This is a genomic window from Mesorhizobium sp. DxT (assembly GCF_058448885.1).
On the sequence record NZ_JBZFLJ010000011.1, the window covers coordinates 98787 to 114661 of the forward strand.

Here is a 15875-nt window from a genome sequence, read left to right on the forward strand (position 1 = left end):
CGTATAGTTCAGTCCGAGGCAGCCGCGCCGGCCTTCGCTGGCGCGGCATATCGCATTTCATCGACAACGAGACGATCGGTCCATGAGTTCTTCACCGATGACGGATTCACAAACAGTCCGGCGCGGTCGCAGCGTCGGCTCACGCCCATACCACCTGCGCCCGCTCAAACCCGTGCCGCTGTCCACGCGCGTCATCCTGGGCGTCTCCTTCTTCGTGCTCTTCGTCGCGGGATGGTCGCTGGCGACCTATGGCGGCTATGTATCGCCCATCTTCCTGGCGAGCCCCACGCGCATGATCGAGGAAGGGTGGCTGCTGCTGACACGCTTCGGTTTCATGCACGACATCGGCATGACGATCTGGCGTGTCGTCGGCGGTTTCGTCCTGGCGGCGATCGTGGCCGTACCGCTCGGCATCGCCATGGGCGCTTGGAAAACAGTTGAAGCCTTCTTCGAGCCGTTCGTCTCCTTCGCGCGCTACCTCCCGGCGTCCGCCTTCATTCCGCTTCTGATCCTCTGGGCCGGCATCGGCGAGGCGCAGAAGCTTCTCGTCATCTTCATCGGGTCCGTATTCCAGATCATCCTGATGGTGGCGGTGACCGTCGGCCAGACCCGGCGCGACCTGGTGGAGGCCGCCTACACGCTCGGATCCAGCGATGCCAGCGTGGTCTGGCGGGTGCTGCTTCCGGCTTCCGCGCCGCAGATCGCGGAGACGCTGCGCCTCGTCCTCGGCTGGGCCTGGACCTACGTCATCGTCGCCGAGCTGATCGGCTCTTCGTCCGGCATCGGGCATATGATCGTAGACTCGCAGGCGCTCTTGAACACCGGCCAGATCATCTTCGGCATTATCGTCATCGGCCTGATCGGGCTGGTCTCGGACTTCCTGTTCAAGGCGGCGAACCGCCGGCTGTTTCCATGGAGCCTCGCATGATCACCGCGGCAGTGAACATCACCGGCGTGGAGCGCATCTTTCCCGCACAGGCAGGCGGCAGCCCCGTGACCGCGCTGACGCCGATCGACATTCACGTGAAGGAGAACGACTTCGTCACCATCCTCGGGCCTTCCGGCTGCGGCAAGTCCACGCTGCTGCGGATCGTTGCCGGTCTGGACGAGCCGACCAACGGCCTCGTCGAAATCCGTGGCGACGTCGTCGTTGGGCCGGGCGCGGACCGAGGCATGGTGTTCCAGTCCTATACGCTCTTTCCGTGGCTGACGGTGGAGCGCAACATCGAGTTCGGCCTGCGCGAAAAAGGCATGCCGGCCGGCGAGCGGCGCGACATCGTCCGCGACTACATCGCCAAGATCGGCCTCACCGGCTTCGAGAACCACTATCCGAAGCAGCTTTCCGGCGGCATGCAGCAGCGTGTCGCGATCGCGCGGGCGCTCGCCAACGACCCTGCGATCCTGCTTCTGGACGAACCGTTTGGCGCGCTCGACCACCAGACACGCGGCCTGATGCAGGAACTTCTCCTCAACATCTGGGAGGCCGACCGCAAGACTGTCCTTTTCGTCACCCACGACATCGAGGAAGCGATCTTCCTGGGCAGCCGCTGTCTCGTGATGAGCGCGCGGCCGGGACGCATAAAGGCCGACATTTCGATCCCCCTGCCCTATCCGCGTCATTACCGGATGAAGGCCGAGCCCGGTTTCCTCGACCTCAAGGTGCGGCTGACGGACGAAATCCGCGAGGAGGCGATGAAGGTCGCGTGAGCGTGTCGACAGCGGGCGTCACATCGGCTACCCCGGGGTCCATGAAAACTCTATCGACCTCCCTCTCCCACGGCGGCGTTCAGGGCGTTTATTCTCACGCCTCCGAGACCTGCGCCTGTGACATGACCTTCGCCGTTTTCGTGCCGCAGCAGGCCGCGCAGGGCCCCCTGCCCGTGCTCTGGTATCTCTCCGGGCTGACCTGCACGCACCAGAACGTGATGGACAAGGGTGAATATCGGCAGCTCGCGGCCGAACTGGGCCTCATCGTCGTCTGTCCCGACACCAGCCCGCGCGGTGAAGCCGTGCCCGACGAGAAGGACAACTGGCAGTTCGGCGCCGGCGCCGGCTTTTACGTCGACGCAACCGAGGCGCCCTATGCCGCGAACTACCGGATGTATTCCTACGTAACGCAGGAATTGCCGGCGCTGATCGCGCGCGAATTTCCCGCCGACATGGAGCGCCAGGGCATTTTCGGCCATTCCATGGGTGGCCATGGCGCGCTGACCATCGCCCTGAAACACTCCGACCGCTTCCGCTCGGCGTCCGCCTTCGCGCCGATCGTGCAGCCATCGACGGCCGGCTGGTCGAAACCCGCCTTCCAGAAATATCTCGGCGAGGACGAAACAGCCTGGCGCGCCTATGATGCCTGTGCGCTGGTCGAGGACGGCGCGCGGTTCCCGGAGTTCCTGATCGATCAAGGCAAGGCCGACGGTTTCCTCGACGAGGGCCTGCGCCCCTGGCTGTTCGAGGATGCCTGCCGCAAGGCCGGCATTCCGCTTTCGCTGAACATGCGCGAAGGCTACGACCATTCCTATTTCTTCATTTCGACCTTCATGGATGACCACTTGCGCTGGCACGCACAGCGGCTTGTCTGACCTCCAAGGGTTGCGCCTGCCCGACCGATCCCTATGCTAGCCGCGCAGCCTGCGTGTCATGCGGGCGCGATTTCACCACAACAAGGAGGTGGGTGGGTGCCCGACACCGCGACGATCTATTCCGACATTCCCGATACAGACACGCTCGGCGGCAGGCTATCGCGCGCCAGGGACGCAGTCGGGCTTTCCGCTGCGCAACTTGCCCGCCGCATCGGCGTGCAGTCATCGACCATCCAGGCATGGGAAAGCGACCGCTCCCAGCCGCGCGCCAACCGGCTTTCCATGCTGGCAGGCGTCTTGAATGTCAGCCTCTCATGGCTGCTCTACGGCGTCGGCACCTCGCCTATCGAGGAAACGGGGGCCGAACTGGCCGAAAGCGTCGCCTTTCAACTCGACCGCCTCAAGCGCCTGCACCAGGAAACCGCCGAGGTTATCGGGCAGATCGAGCGTGATCTGGGCCGCATGGCCGCCTACGATTGACGGTCTCTATCGACTGATCGGGATAAGCGTTGCGAGCAGGTGACATCGCCTCTCGCATCGGCTAGAAACGACTCGTCCTGGGCAGCGATGCCCTGCCGGCTTGCGGGAGAGAGCAGCGAAAGCTGCCGCCGAAGGGGAAATCGCCCGAAATCTCTCAGGCAAAAGAACCGTAGGCCGGTCAAGACGCTCTGGAAAGTCGGGGGAAACCCCGCGCCGAAGGTGTAAGGGCGACCGACAGAGTTCCGGTCGTACCAAGTCTCTCAGGCTTCCGACAGAGGGGCGCGAACTGCCGCTTCAGCGGCTGGTTGGTGCTGTTCTGGAGGATGAATGACCGATACGGGCGAACTTTTTCAACTGCCGCTGAAAGACCTGCACGAGGCCGCCGGTGCGCGCTTCGGGGGGTTTGCCGGCTGGTCGATGCCGATCACCTACCCGCTCGGCGTGCTCAAGGAGCACCTGCACACGCGGGAAAAGGCCGGCCTTTTCGATATTTCCCACATGAAACTGTTCCTCGTGACAGGGTCACAGGCGGCGGCCGCGCTGGCGCGCGCATGCCCGCTCGATCCCGCTGCGCTGAACGAGGGCCAGTCGAAATACACCTTCTTCCTGAACGACGAGGCCGGCATCCTCGACGACCTCATCGTCACCCGTCTTGGGGCGGAGCGCTTCATGGTCGTCGCCAATGCTGGCAACGCGGCCGCAGACGAAAAGCACCTGAAGCAGGTCGCCGCGTCCTTCGACTGCACGACCGAGCCGCTTGAGCGCGTCTTCCTGGCGTTGCAGGGGCCTGCAGCCGAAGGCGCACTCTCCAGGGCCGGCGTCGATCTTTCGGCACTGACCTTCATGCACGGGCTGGAGCCGCGTGAAGGCTGGTTTGCCAGCCGCTCCGGCTATACCGGCGAGGATGGATTCGAGATCGCCCTGCCCTGGGCCGAGGCGAAAGCCTTCGCCGAAGCTCTGCTTGCCGACGAAAACGTCGAGTGGATCGGTCTTGCAGCCCGCGACAGTCTGCGGCTCGAAGCCGGGCTCTGCCTGCACGGGCAGGACATTACGCCCGAGACGACGCCGGTCGATGCCGGCCTGATGTGGGCGATAGCCAAGCCGCTGCGTGAAAACGGCAGTTTCATCGGCGCCGATGCTCTGAGCGCGGCACTTGCGGCGGGGCCACGGCGCAAGCGCGTCGGACTGAAGCCGGAAGGCCGCCAGCCGGTGCGCGCTGGCGCTGACCTGTTCGACGGCGACGGCAACCCGGCCGGCAGCGTGACCTCCGGCGGCTTCGGCCCTTCGGCAGGCTTCCCCGTCGCGATGGGCTACGTGCCGGCCGCCCTCGCGGCGCCTGGCAGCAGACTTTTCGCAGAGGTGCGCGGCAACCGCGTGCCGATCGACATTCATCCCCTTCCCTTCACGCAGCATCGCTACCGCAAAGGATAGACCCCGATGGCAACCACCTATTTCACCGAAGATCATGAATGGCTGCGCGTCGAGGGCGGTGTCGCCACGGTGGGCATCACGGATTACGCGCAGGAGCAGCTCGGCGACCTCGTTTTCGTGGAACTGCCCGAGGTCGGCAAAGCCGTATCCAAGGGCGACGCGGCCGTGGTGGTCGAGTCCGTCAAGGCTGCCTCCGACGTCTACGCACCGGCCGACGGGGAGATCACCGAGGTCAACGACAAGCTTTCGTCCGACCCGGCGCTGGTCAACTCTTCGGCGGCAGCGGACGGCTGGCTCTGGAAGATGAAGCTTGCCGACGAAAGCCAGCTCGAGGGCCTGATGGACGAGGCCGGCTACAAGGCGATGATCGGCTGAAGGACGAAATCATGAACGAAAGACAAGCCATCTTTGCCGACCGTCACGTCGGCCCCGGCCCGCAGGACGTACGCGCCATGCTCGCCGCCCTCGGCGTCCCATCGGTCGAGACCCTCATCACCCAGGCAGTGCCGAAGTCCATCAGGCTCGACCGCCCCCTCGACTTGCCCGAGCCCGCAAGCGAAGCCGAAGCGCTCTCCGAGCTTGGCGAGAAGATGGGCCGCAACGTGGTGCTGAAAAGCTTCATCGGTGCGGGCTACCATGGCGTGAACGTGCCGCCGGTCATCCAGCGCAACCTGTTCGAGAACCCGGCCTGGTACACGGCATACACGCCCTACCAGTCCGAGATCAGCCAGGGGCGGCTGGAGATGCTGTTCAACTTCCAGACGCTGGTGAGCGAGCTGACCGGCCTGCCGGTGGCCTCCGCCTCGCTGCTGGACGAGGCGACCGCCGTTGCCGAGGCCGTCGGCATCGCGTGGCGGCATCACCGTTCCAAGCGCAACGACGTGGTTCTTGCCGGTGCGCTGCACGGGCAGATTCTCGACGTGGTCAGGACGCGCGCGGAACCGCTCGGCATCAACATAGGTGCCGACGGGATCGGCGCGGAGACGACAGCCGTCATCGTGCCGTGGCCGGACACCCACGGGGTCTATGGCGACCACAAGGATACGATTGCCAGGGCGAAGGAAGCCGGCGCCATCGTCATCTTCGTGGCCGATCCGCTGGCGCTGACCCTGACCGAGACGCCGGCCTCGCGGGGTGCGGACATCGCGGTCGGCTCCATGCAGCGCTACGGCGTGCCGATGGGCTATGGCGGCCCGCATGCTGCCTATTGCGCGGTCTCCGACCAGCTTACCCGGCTGATGCCGGGCCGGCTCGTCGGCCAGTCGACCGACGCGCATGGCAGGCCGGGCTACCGCCTTGCGCTGCAGACGCGCGAGCAGCACATCCGCCGCGACAAGGCGACCTCCAACATCTGCACGGCGCAGGCGCTGCTTGCCAACATGGCAGTCGCCTACGCGATCTGGCACGGGCCGGAAGGCCTGCAGGCCATCGCAAGGCGGGTGAACGGGCTGGCCGCACGGCTGGCGGCTGGCTTGTCGGCGGCGGGCGTCGAAATCGCGGGGACAACGATCTTCGACACGGTGACCGTCACGGTTTCCGGCAAGGCCCGCGACATAGCTGGAAAGGCGGAAAAGGCTGGGCTTCTGCTGCGCGTGATCGACGCCGACCGGATCGGGATCACCTTCGACGAGACCTCGACCGAAGCCGATCTTCAAACCATCGGCGAGCTCTTCGGCGCTTCGATTCCGGACGATGCCTCCGCCTCGCTGCCAGGCAAAGCGCGCGACAAGGGCTTCCTCACCCAGCCGGTTTTCCACGAGAACCGGTCGGAAACGGAAATGATGCGCTTCCTGCGCCGGCTTGCCGACAAGGATCTCGCGCTCGACCGCGCGATGATCCCGCTGGGCTCCTGCACGATGAAGCTCAACGCGGCCGCCGAGATGATGCCGGTGAGCTGGCCGAATGTCGGCAATCTGCATCCCTTCGCGCCCGAAGCGCATGCGCAGGGCTATCGCGCGATGATCGACGAGCTGGAAGGCTGGCTTGCCGAAATCACTGGCTTTGCCGCCGTCTCGCTGCAGCCCAACGCCGGCAGCCAGGGTGAATATGCCGGGCTTCTGGCCATCCGCCGCTATCACCGCGAGCGCGGGGATGCGGGCCGCACAGTCTGCCTCATCCCCTCCTCCGCGCACGGCACCAACCCGGCGAGTGCGGCCATGGCCGGCATGGACGTGGTGGTGGTGAAATGCACGGAAGAGGGTGACATCGACGTCGACGACCTCAAGGCAAAGGCCGCGCAGTTCTCGGACCGGCTCGCCGCGCTGATGATCACCTACCCCTCAACGCACGGCGTGTTCGAGGAAGGCGTCCGCGACATCTGCGCGCTGGTGCATGAGCATGGCGGGCAGGTCTATCTCGACGGCGCCAACCTCAATGCCGTGGTCGGCCTTGCCCGGCCCGGCGATCTCGGTGCCGACGTCTGCCACATGAACCTGCACAAGACCTTCTGCATCCCGCATGGCGGCGGCGGCCCGGGCATCGGCCCGATCGGCGTCGCGGCCCATCTGGCGCCGTTCCTCCCGGGTCACGTGGCAGGCGGCACCGAGCAGGCGGTGGCCGCTGCCCCGTTCGGCTCGGCGTCGATCCTGCCGATCACCTGGATGTACATCCGCATGATGGGTGCTTCAGGGCTGAAGCGTGCAACGGAGACGGCGATCCTGTCGGCCAACTACGTCGCCGAGCGCCTGAAAGCCCACTATCCGGTGCTCTACAAGGGTCGTAACGGCCGTGTGGCGCACGAGTGCATCCTCGATACGCGCGTGCTCAAGGACAGCGCGGGCGTAACCGTGGAAGACATCGCCAAGCGGCTGATCGATTACGGTTTCCACGCACCGACCATGTCGTGGCCGGTCGCTGGAACGCTGATGGTGGAGCCGACGGAAAGCGAGCCGAAGCGCGAGCTCGACCGCTTCTGCGACGCCATGATCGGCATCGCGTCGGAAGCCGGCAAGGTCGCCGACGGCTCATGGCCGAAAGATGACAACCCGCTCGTCAACGCGCCGCACACCGCGGCCGAAGCCATGGCCGATGAGTGGGCTCATGCCTATCCGCGTTCGGTCGCAGCCTTCCCCGCTGGCGAAACGGACTTCGCCGCAAAATACTGGCCGCCGGTCTCCCGCATCGACAATGTCGGCGGCGACCGCAACCTCGTCTGCGCCTGCCCGCCGGTGGAAGCGCTGGCGAGCTGAGCAGAATTTCTCCCGCCGCCTGTCGGACTGACAGGCGGCGATACGTCCTCGGGTGGCAGGGGCAAGACGCTTCTGCCCTTTCAACCCATGCGAGGATGAGGAGAAAACCCCATGGAAACCCATACCGCGCCACGCCCCGTCGCGAAGGACAGGAACAGCCCTCTGCGCCACATCACGCCCTGTCTCTGGTTCGACGACAAGGCGGAGGACGCCGCCAACTTCTACGTCTCGATCTTCCCCAACTCACACATCAGGACGATCAGCCGCTACGGCTCCGAAGGCAAGGAAATCCACGGCAAGGAAGAAGGCGCCGTGATGACCGTGGCGTTCACGCTCGACGGCCAGGATTTCGTAGGCCTCAATGGCGGGCCGCACTTCACCTTCGATGAAGCGATCTCGTTCCAGATTCCGTGCGCAGACCAGGAAGAGGTCGACTACTACTGGGCCAGGCTCAGCGAAGGCGGCCAGGAAGGGCCATGCGGCTGGGTCAAGGACAGGTTCGGCCTGTCGTGGCAGGTGGTGCCGAACGCGCTGCTGGAGATGATGCAGGATACCGACGCGGCCAAGGTTGCGCGCGTCACGGCTGCGTTCCTGCAGATGAAGAAGTTCGACATCGCGATGCTGCGCTCAGCCTTCGAAGGCTGAAACCGGCGGGCCGGTCGTCGCTAGGCGATCGGCTCGCCCTCGGCGGGCGACGCATGTGCCGGCATATGCGATTTTGCGAATGTGACGCCGGCTTCCGCACGCGCCAGCCGCGCCACGCCAAACGCCAGCGCGAAAGCAGCGGTGAAGACCAGCACCAGCCGCAACCAGCGTGGCAACCCGCCAAACTGCGTTGCACCGCCTGTGCTCGCTCCCGAGCCGGTTCCAATCGTTGCCATAGTCGCGTGTTTCAAAGCCTCTGCCCCTGCACTTCCACCATTTTTGTGTTACGGGCGAAGCTGGAGGCGAAAGCTGAACAAATTCGCCCCCTGAAGCGGCACAAAACGGGCTTATTCGTCAGGCTGGTTAGCCTTCGGTAAGACCGATCCGTAAAATTGGAGCCATTCGACACGACCGCGGCCCCGGCCGCGAACGTATCAGGAACTCCCGTCGCCTTGACCGCCGAACCGTGGCAGTATCGGCAGTGATTCGCGGCATATCGAACGACAGGCATTCATGGACGACGCAAACGATCTCTTCGCCAACCTAGCCGACGGCCCGACCGCGCAGCGCGCGCCTGCACGCCCGGTCGACCCGCTGGTTCAGGCCGCCAAAGCAAAGCAGCCGCAGCAGAAGGATGGCAGCGAAGGCTACAGCGCGGCCGACATCGAGGTTCTGGAAGGGCTGGAGCCGGTGCGGCGCCGGCCGGGTATGTATATCGGCGGCACCGACGAGAAGGCGCTTCACCACCTCTTCGCCGAGGTGATCGACAATTCGATGGACGAGGCGGTCGCCGGCCATGCGACCTTCATCGAGGTCGAGCTGGACGCCGAAGGCTTCATCACCGTCACCGACAACGGCCGCGGTATACCGGTCGACCCGCACCCGAAGTTCAAGGACAAGTCGGCGCTCGAAGTCATCATGACGACGCTGCACGCCGGCGGCAAATTCGACTCCAAGGTCTACGAAACCTCCGGCGGCCTGCACGGCGTCGGCGTCTCGGTCGTCAACGCGCTGTCCGACGTGCTCGAAGTCGAGGTCGCGCGCGGCCGCAAGCTCTACCGTCAGCGCTTCTCGCGCGGCGTGCCGCAGGGGCCGCTGGAAAACCTCGGCGACGTGCACAACCGGCGCGGCACCCGCACCCGCTTCCATCCCGACGCGGACATATTCGGCAAGAACGCGAAGTTCGAGCCGGCGCGGCTCTACCGTATGGCCCGCTCCAAGGCCTATCTCTTCGGCGGCGTGGAAATCCGCTGGTCGTGCGACCCGGCATTGATCCCGGAAAAGGATGAGACGCCGGCCAAGGCCGTCTTTCACTTTCCCGGCGGATTGAAGGATTATCTGGCCGCATCGCTCGGCTCCGACTTCCAGGTAACCCGCGAAATCTTCGCCGGCAAGAGCGAGAAGCAGGGCGGCCACGGCTCCATGGAATGGGCGGTCACCTGGTATGGCGGCGACGGCTTCCTGAACTCCTACTGTAACACCATCCCGACGCCGGAAGGCGGCACCCACGAGATGGGCTTCCGCAACGTGCTGACGCGCGGACTGAAAGCCTATGCGGATCTGGTCGGCAACAAGCGCGCCTCGGTCGTCACCGGCGAGGACGTGATGATCTCGGCCGCCGGCATGCTGTCGGTGTTCATCCGCGAACCGGAATTCGTCGGCCAGACCAAGGACCGGCTGGCGACCGTGGAGGCGCAGCGGATCGTGGAGACGGCGATCCGCGACGCCTTCGACCACTGGCTCGCCGACAATCCGCAGGAAGCCTCAAAGCTGCTCGACTGGGTGATCGCGCGTGCTGACGAACGCGTACGCCGCCGCCAGGAGAAGGAAGTCAGCCGCAAGAGCGCGGTGCGCAAGCTGCGCCTGCCGGGCAAGCTGGCTGACTGCACGCAGGGCGCGGCGCAAGGCGCGGAACTCTTCATCGTCGAGGGCGACTCGGCCGGCGGTTCCGCCAAGCAGGCGCGCGACCGCGCCAGCCAGGCGGTGCTGCCTCTGCGGGGCAAGATCCTGAACGTGGCCAGCGCCGGCCACGACAAGCTTTCAGCAAATCAGCAGATCGCGGACATCATCCAGGCGCTGGGCTGCGGCACGCGCTCGAAATACCGCGACGAGGACCTGCGCTACGATCGCATCATCATCATGACGGATGCCGACGTCGACGGCGCGCATATCGCCTCGCTGCTGATTACCTTCTTCTATCAGGAGATGCCGCAGCTCATCAAAGGCGGCCATCTCTACATGGCCGTGCCGCCGCTCTATCGCATCAGCCAGGGCGGCAAGACGATGTATGCGCGCGACGACGCCCACAAGGACGAGCTCGTGAAGAGCGAATTCACAGGCCGCGGCAAGATCGAGATCGGCCGCTTCAAGGGCCTGGGCGAGATGATGGCCGGCCAGCTCAAGGAAACGACCATGGACCGGCGCAAGCGCACGCTGCTGCGGGTCGATGTGGACGAGACCGATCCGGAAGGGACGCGCGCGTCCGTAGACGCGTTGATGGGCACCAAGCCCGAAGCCCGGTTCCGCTTCATCCAGGAGCGTGCCGAGTTCGTCGAAGAGCTCGACATCTGAGCCGCCCCCTTTCGTACATCAGGAAATCACCATGCCTCTGAGGATTGTCTACGTCTCCACGCTCGAGCGGCATGTGACCGAGGCCGAACTTGCCGCGCTCGTGGACAAGGCTGCCGCCTTCAACACGAGCCATGGGATCACCGGCATCCTCGCCGTCGAGGACAGGCGCGTGTGCCAGATTCTCGAAGGTCCGGACGCCGCCGTGGATGCGCTGTTCGCGTCCATCAAGCGCGATGACCGGCACTCCGGCATCGTAGAGCTCGTACGCCACGGCATCGACGCAACCACTTTCGATGACTGGGGCATGGTTCGTCGCGGCATGCTCGACATCGTCGTCGCCGCCTACGCGGCATAGGACGGGAGCGGCAAACCGCCGGTCCCGTCTCTCGCTTGGTCAAGCCCGCGCAGCGCTGTGGCCGTCTCGTCGGATGCGCCGGATGATCAACCAGTCGACCAGAAGCATCACGATCAGTGATGCTCCGACCAGCGGAAAGATCACGCCACCGACGAAAAGGATCGCCAACAGCCCGCGAAACACGCGCGGATCGGATGGCTCCGGTGGCACGCCGAGCGAGCCGGCCGGCCGCCGCTTCCACCACATGATCCCGGCCGCGACCGACATCAGCACGATCGCCGCACACACGACGAGCAGGAAGAGCTGGTTCGCGAGACCGAACTGCTGGCCCATATGAACGTTGATGCCGAACTCCAGCCATTTGCCGAGCGGGCCGTAGTCGGCGTAGCTCATGTCGATCAGGGGTTCACCGTTATATCGGTCGAGGTGGACGACCCGCTGCTGCGCGAGATCGTCGGGATAGACCGAGCCGGTGAACACGCCGGTCGGCGTCGTCGGGATGTTGACGGCATAGCCGCGATGCAGCCCGAGCCGGTCGAAAGTCGCAACCGCCTGATCGAGACCGATCCCGGCGCCAGCGTCGGGAGCCGGGGATGATTCCGGCACACGAGCCTGCTCAAGCGACCAACTCGTCTGCCCGAGATGATGGAGATGTTCGTCCGACATCGGCACAGCCACGCGCACGCCTGCGGGGTAGCCGAAATTGTTCCCGTTCGCCCATTCGTTGACCTTGCCGCCCCAGACATTGGACCACGGCATACCGGTGATCGCGAGAAACACGATGAAGAATCCGACCAGAATCCCGGTAACTGCATGGGTATCGCGCCAGAACATCCGGTTGCCCGGCCTGCCCCGCACCGTGAGCACGCCGCCCCTGCCCTGCCTTCGCGGCCACCAGAGATAGATGCCGGTGCCGACCAGAAGGATCGCCCATCCGCCGGCAATCTCGATGACGCCGCGTGCGACAGGCCCGAAATAGCGCAGACTGTGAAGATAGCGCACCGTCCACATTACGGTTCCGCGATCGGCAAGCGAGCCGAGCACTTCGCCGCTATAGGGGTCGACATAAACGGCCAGCCGCTCGCCGCCGTCTGTATTGATGGTTATCTCGGCTGAGAGATCCGCGCGGGGCGGATCGGTATACTTGACCGCGGTGCCCGGATGGGCCGCCACAGCGGCGGCCACCATCGCCGACGGCGCAACGGATTCGACGCCCTGCTGAATTTCGACCCTCTTGAGATCGGCATGAAGGATGGCATCGAGCTCATCGCGGAACAGATAGAGCGCGCCGGTAACGGCAAGCGTGATCATGAAGGGCAGAACCAGAAGGCCCGCATAGAAATGCCAGCGCCAAACGGCGCGATACAGATCGGTGGACGAGCGCGCGGCCGTCCCCGTCTCGCTAGATGAAAGTGTCATTGTGGTCTCCAGATGTGCGCAAACGCCGCTGCGTGCCCGATCTGGTCGCAGCGGCCGGTTTGTTCGTCACTGGGAGACGGCAGGAGGTCCGCGCGCTTCTGCGGTCAGTCCGGCCTCGGCCGAAGAGACGACGGTCGACCGAAGCGGAAAGGGTGCCGCAAGACAGAGGTCGCGCGCGTAAGGGAAGGCTTCGGCGATGCCGGCCACGACCGGCCCCGTCGCACAAGCTACCTGGCAAAGGGTCGAACAACAGTCTCGGGCGAGGTTATTGAGAGGATGATCGGTGTCGCCTTCGACCGCCCCGTCCACCGAACAGATCACGAATGCCGGGCCGAATGAATCGGCTGCCATCGTGCTCTTTGCATAGACCGAGACGAGGCCTTGCAGCAGGATCAGATAGACGAGCAGGCCGGTGGCAAGCCATGCCACCAGACGATCGCGCCAGATTGTCCTGATACCCCTCATCAAGGCCGCATGACAGAAAACCGTAGCTGTGTCACTGCGACATCTGTTCAATCGGCGGCGTGGAGCATCCGTCTATTCAGGCTGCCGCGATCGCCAGTGCGTGAGAACGCGCATTCTCGCGCAGAACCTCAAGGTGAATTGCCTTGATCAGGGCGGCCGTTTCGCGGTCGCGCTCGCTCGGGCCCGGCTGCCCTGGCGCTGCGTTGACCTCGCGCAGCATCAGCCAGGTCACCTCCTGCGCCCCGGCGACGCGTTTTCCGGTGGCGACCTCTCGCCATACCTTGAGCGCGCGCAGGAAGACCGCGTGCAGCGTTTCGACAAGGCCGGCCGAGCGAAAGAGCGCCGTCACTGCGACATCCCTGCCCGAGGCCAGGATAGCCCGCACACGTTCCTCGGACTGGCCGGTCAGCGCCATCAGTACGGAACCGAAGAAATCCACCTTGCCATGCGCAATCGCGCGGATGAGAAAGCTGGCCGTGAGCTCGCCGCGAAGACGCAGATGCTCGATGAGCGCGGCATGCTCGCCGCGCGCGGTCTTGTCGAGCAGCGTCAGCGAAGCGCGCTGACACGCCTCGCGGGTAACGCGCTCGGCACGCGCCTGCCCCATTAGCGCAATCACCAGCGGCGACGTCTTCAATGCCTCGCCAAGTTTGACGAGCAGCATGTGCCTGCAATCACCCGGCAGACGCCGGTCGTTCAAAAGTGCTTCGCGCAGCGCGGCCTGATGGCCATGGCGCTCCGCCATCCGGCGGAACGAGAGCGAAGCGATGTCCGCCCCGCCGTTGCGGGCAAGAGCAACACAGGCCTCCAGTTCGCCCACTTCGGCTATCGCCGCCGCCAGGCTCATGGAAACCGACGCACGTCCCGCAATCAGGCTCTGGATCGGGCCGTCGGACGCTGCGACCCGGTCGATCAGATCCGCATCGGTAAGCAACGGCGAACGTACCAGAACCGGGGCCGCAACCTCCTTCTGGTCCGAAGCCAGCGCGGCGATGATCTGCGGCGGCGCGTAGCGGCTCATCGACAACGCGTCGGCCAATGCGGCGCGCACCTTGGGCGACGGGTCGTCGAGCAGGAGCGTCAGCGCCGCCTCTGCCTCGCACCTGTCTTCAAAGGGAAGCTGATGATCGACAAAGGCACGCGCCAGCGCGGCTGCGGCCGCCTCTCGCTCTGCAACCCGCGCACTGCCGACCCATCTGAGAAACTGTCTGATGACCATTTACGCCTGCGCCCGACCTCGCTCAACTCCCGGTGGACGCTAGAGAAAAATGGTTTACGAACGGTTCACCATGCCTTTTAACCGACCGGAAACCATAGCCGCAGGGAGGGAATTTCCATGGCTGGGCTTTATCTGGAGGAGTTCGAGGTCGGGCAGGTCATCCGCCACGCTCTGACCCGTTCGGTGACGGAAAGCGACAATGTGCTGTTCTCGGTCATGACCATGAACCCGCAGCCGCTCCACATCGATTTCGACTACGCGGCGAAGTCGGAATGGGGCCAGCCGCTCGTCAATTCGCTGTTCACGCTCGGCCTGATGATCGGTATCTCCGTTCACGATACCACGCTCGGCACGATCGTCGCCAATCTCGGGATGACGGATACATCGTTCCCGCATCCGGTTTTCCACGGCGACACGATCCGGGTCGAAACGGAAATCCGCTCGGTGCGGGAATCAAAGTCGAAGCCCGACCGTGGCGTGGTCGAGATGGAACACCGCGCCTACAACCAGCATGGCGATCTCGTCGCCCGCTGCCTGCGGCAGACGATGGTGCAGAAGAGGCCTGCCTGATGCGTTCGCTATTGTTCGTCCCCGGCGATTCGGAGCGCAAGCTCGCAAAGGGCCTGTCATCCGGCGCGGATGTGCTGATCGTCGACCTGGAAGATTCCGTTTCAGCCGACAACAAGCAGGCCGCGCGCGAGACTGCGACGGCGTTCATCGCATCGGAAAGAAACGGACCGTCGATCTATGTCCGCGTCAACGATCTGTCGACGGGCCTGACCGACGACGACCTCGCCGCTGTCATGAAGGCCGCGCCCGCGGGCGTCATGCTGCCTAAATCGAACAGCGCCGACGATGTCGGGCGCCTCGCGGTTCGCCTGCGCGTTCACGAAGCCGAAAACGGGCTCGCCGACGGTGTCACGAAGATCATCCCGATCATAACCGAGACGCCGCTGGGCACACTGAACGCCGCGACCTACCGGCAGGCCGGCGCGCGGCTCGCGGGCCTGACGTGGGGCGCGGAAGATTTGTCCGCTGAGATCGGCGCGGCCGACACGCGAAACGACGAAGGCGCCTATACCGACGTGTTCCGCTTCGCACGCGTCTCCACCATTCTGGCCGCGGGCGCGGCGGAAGTGGCGGCGATCGACACCGTGTTCCCCGATTTCCGCAACGAAGAAGCATTCCGGCGCGACTGCCTCGAAGGTATGCGCGATGGCTTCACCGGTCGCATGGCGATCCATCCTGCACAGGTTCCGATCATCAACGAGGTCTTCACCCCGTCGCAGGAGGCGGTCGCTCATGCCCGTGCCGTGGTCGCAGCCTTCGCGGCGGCGGGCAGCCCGGGCGTCGTGGGCATAGACGGCAAGATGTACGACCGCCCTCACCTCAAGCGAGCGGAACGGCTTCTGGCACGGGTGCTCTGACGGGTGACGGCAATCTTCCTGCCGGAAGCCAGGCCCGGTCCATTCGAGCGCGCGGGTTTTATCCGCCCGAGGGTTGGCCCGCCGCAACCTGCC

16 protein-coding genes and 1 riboswitch are annotated in these 15875 nt (G+C 64.9%); of the genes, 12 read left to right on the forward strand and 4 right to left on the reverse strand.

The window, feature by feature from the left end; translation table 11 throughout:
• Positions 1-154: 154 nt before the first annotated feature.
• The 8 genes from ACVJNE_RS19590 (at position 155) to ACVJNE_RS19625 (ending at position 8326) form a co-directional block, all read left to right on the forward strand.
• Positions 155-928, forward strand: coding sequence for an ABC transporter permease (locus ACVJNE_RS19590; protein ID WP_379015540.1), 774 nt, complete (start codon positions 155-157; stop codon positions 926-928).
• Positions 925-1707, forward strand: a complete 783-nt coding sequence (locus ACVJNE_RS19595) for an ABC transporter ATP-binding protein (protein ID WP_499568304.1) — start codon at positions 925-927, stop codon at positions 1705-1707. The genes ACVJNE_RS19590 and ACVJNE_RS19595 overlap by 4 nt, the downstream gene beginning before the upstream one ends.
• Before the next feature lie 41 nt (positions 1708-1748).
• Positions 1749-2582, forward strand: a complete 834-nt coding sequence (gene fghA, locus ACVJNE_RS19600; RefSeq protein ID WP_499568306.1) for an S-formylglutathione hydrolase — start codon at positions 1749-1751, stop codon at positions 2580-2582.
• 96 nt (positions 2583-2678) lie between these two features.
• Positions 2679-3062 carry a helix-turn-helix domain-containing protein gene (locus tag ACVJNE_RS19605; RefSeq protein WP_312860621.1) on the forward strand — a complete coding sequence of 128 codons (384 nt, stop codon included), beginning with the start codon at positions 2679-2681 and terminating at the stop codon, positions 3060-3062.
• Between the two features lie 93 nt (positions 3063-3155).
• Positions 3156-3242, forward strand: a riboswitch (glycine riboswitch).
• A 147-nt stretch (positions 3243-3389) separates the two neighbouring features.
• Positions 3390-4493, forward strand: a complete 1104-nt coding sequence (gene gcvT / locus ACVJNE_RS19610) for a glycine cleavage system aminomethyltransferase GcvT (protein WP_499568308.1) — start codon at positions 3390-3392, stop codon at positions 4491-4493.
• 6 nt (positions 4494-4499) lie between these two features.
• Positions 4500-4868, forward strand: coding sequence for a glycine cleavage system protein GcvH (gcvH, locus tag ACVJNE_RS19615; protein WP_499568310.1), 369 nt, complete (start codon positions 4500-4502; stop codon positions 4866-4868).
• Between the two features lie 11 nt (positions 4869-4879).
• A complete protein-coding gene (gcvP, locus tag ACVJNE_RS19620) occupies positions 4880-7681 on the forward strand; it encodes an aminomethyl-transferring glycine dehydrogenase (RefSeq protein ID WP_499568312.1) in 2802 nt (933 codons plus the stop codon).
• A 111-nt stretch (positions 7682-7792) separates the two neighbouring features.
• Positions 7793-8326, forward strand: a complete 534-nt coding sequence (locus tag ACVJNE_RS19625) for a VOC family protein (protein WP_499568314.1) — start codon at positions 7793-7795, stop codon at positions 8324-8326.
• 20 nt (positions 8327-8346) lie between these two features.
• Here the strand turns inward: ACVJNE_RS19625 and ACVJNE_RS19630 are convergent, their stop codons facing one another.
• The gene (locus ACVJNE_RS19630; RefSeq protein ID WP_499568315.1) at positions 8347-8562 is read right to left on the reverse strand and encodes a hypothetical protein; all 216 of its coding nucleotides are present in this window, start codon (positions 8560-8562) and stop codon (positions 8347-8349) included.
• 277 nt (positions 8563-8839) lie between these two features.
• Between ACVJNE_RS19630 and parE the strand changes: the two genes are divergently transcribed.
• Together parE and ACVJNE_RS19640 are read left to right on the forward strand one after the other, a co-directional pair.
• A complete protein-coding gene (gene parE, locus ACVJNE_RS19635) occupies positions 8840-10897 on the forward strand; it encodes a DNA topoisomerase IV subunit B (protein ID WP_499568317.1) in 2058 nt (685 codons plus the stop codon).
• 31 nt (positions 10898-10928) lie between these two features.
• Positions 10929-11252: a BLUF domain-containing protein gene (locus ACVJNE_RS19640; RefSeq protein ID WP_499568319.1), complete on the forward strand. Its 324-nt coding sequence runs from the start codon at positions 10929-10931 to the stop codon at positions 11250-11252.
• Between the two features lie 39 nt (positions 11253-11291).
• On the opposite strand, the gene ACVJNE_RS19645 is transcribed toward ACVJNE_RS19640, so the two are convergent.
• The 3 genes from ACVJNE_RS19645 to ACVJNE_RS19655 all read right to left on the reverse strand — a co-directional run bounded on the left by ACVJNE_RS19645 (position 11292) and on the right by ACVJNE_RS19655 (position 14355).
• Positions 11292-12671, reverse strand: coding sequence for a PepSY-associated TM helix domain-containing protein (locus tag ACVJNE_RS19645; RefSeq protein WP_499568320.1), 1380 nt, complete (start codon positions 12669-12671; stop codon positions 11292-11294).
• A gap of 66 nt (positions 12672-12737) precedes the next feature.
• Positions 12738-13136 (reverse strand): hypothetical protein, encoded by a 399-nt coding sequence (locus ACVJNE_RS19650; protein WP_173191727.1) that lies wholly within the window; start codon positions 13134-13136, stop codon positions 12738-12740.
• A gap of 76 nt (positions 13137-13212) precedes the next feature.
• Positions 13213-14355: a DUF2336 domain-containing protein gene (locus tag ACVJNE_RS19655; RefSeq protein WP_499568322.1), complete on the reverse strand. Its 1143-nt coding sequence runs from the start codon at positions 14353-14355 to the stop codon at positions 13213-13215.
• Between the two features lie 117 nt (positions 14356-14472).
• Between ACVJNE_RS19655 and ACVJNE_RS19660 the strand changes: the two genes are divergently transcribed.
• Together ACVJNE_RS19660 and ACVJNE_RS19665 are read left to right on the forward strand one after the other, a co-directional pair.
• Complete coding sequence (locus ACVJNE_RS19660) at positions 14473-14925, forward strand: MaoC family dehydratase (protein ID WP_499568324.1); 453 nt, start codon at positions 14473-14475, stop codon at positions 14923-14925.
• Complete coding sequence (locus tag ACVJNE_RS19665) at positions 14925-15782, forward strand: HpcH/HpaI aldolase/citrate lyase family protein (protein ID WP_499568326.1); 858 nt, start codon at positions 14925-14927, stop codon at positions 15780-15782. Before ACVJNE_RS19660 ends, ACVJNE_RS19665 begins: the two co-directional genes overlap by 1 nt.
• Positions 15783-15875: the final 93 nt, after the last annotated feature.

Coding starts and splice junctions, on each gene's coding strand:
- ACVJNE_RS19640 (WP_499568319.1), top strand. CDS start 10,929: ATGCCTCTGAGGATTGTCTACGTCTCCACGCTCGAGCGGCATGTGACC.
- ACVJNE_RS19645 (WP_499568320.1), bottom strand. CDS start 12,671: ATGACACTTTCATCTAGCGAGACGGGGACGGCCGCGCGCTCGTCCACC.
- gcvP (WP_499568312.1), top strand. CDS start 4,880: ATGAACGAAAGACAAGCCATCTTTGCCGACCGTCACGTCGGCCCCGGC.
- gcvH (WP_499568310.1), top strand. CDS start 4,500: ATGGCAACCACCTATTTCACCGAAGATCATGAATGGCTGCGCGTCGAG.
- ACVJNE_RS19625 (WP_499568314.1), top strand. CDS start 7,793: ATGGAAACCCATACCGCGCCACGCCCCGTCGCGAAGGACAGGAACAGC.
- ACVJNE_RS19665 (WP_499568326.1), top strand. CDS start 14,925: ATGCGTTCGCTATTGTTCGTCCCCGGCGATTCGGAGCGCAAGCTCGCA.
- fghA (WP_499568306.1), top strand. CDS start 1,749: ATGAAAACTCTATCGACCTCCCTCTCCCACGGCGGCGTTCAGGGCGTT.
- ACVJNE_RS19650 (WP_173191727.1), bottom strand. CDS start 13,136: ATGAGGGGTATCAGGACAATCTGGCGCGATCGTCTGGTGGCATGGCTT.
- ACVJNE_RS19660 (WP_499568324.1), top strand. CDS start 14,473: ATGGCTGGGCTTTATCTGGAGGAGTTCGAGGTCGGGCAGGTCATCCGC.
- gcvT (WP_499568308.1), top strand. CDS start 3,390: ATGACCGATACGGGCGAACTTTTTCAACTGCCGCTGAAAGACCTGCAC.
- ACVJNE_RS19655 (WP_499568322.1), bottom strand. CDS start 14,355: ATGGTCATCAGACAGTTTCTCAGATGGGTCGGCAGTGCGCGGGTTGCA.
- parE (WP_499568317.1), top strand. CDS start 8,840: ATGGACGACGCAAACGATCTCTTCGCCAACCTAGCCGACGGCCCGACC.
- ACVJNE_RS19630 (WP_499568315.1), bottom strand. CDS start 8,562: ATGGCAACGATTGGAACCGGCTCGGGAGCGAGCACAGGCGGTGCAACG.
- ACVJNE_RS19595 (WP_499568304.1), top strand. CDS start 925: ATGATCACCGCGGCAGTGAACATCACCGGCGTGGAGCGCATCTTTCCC.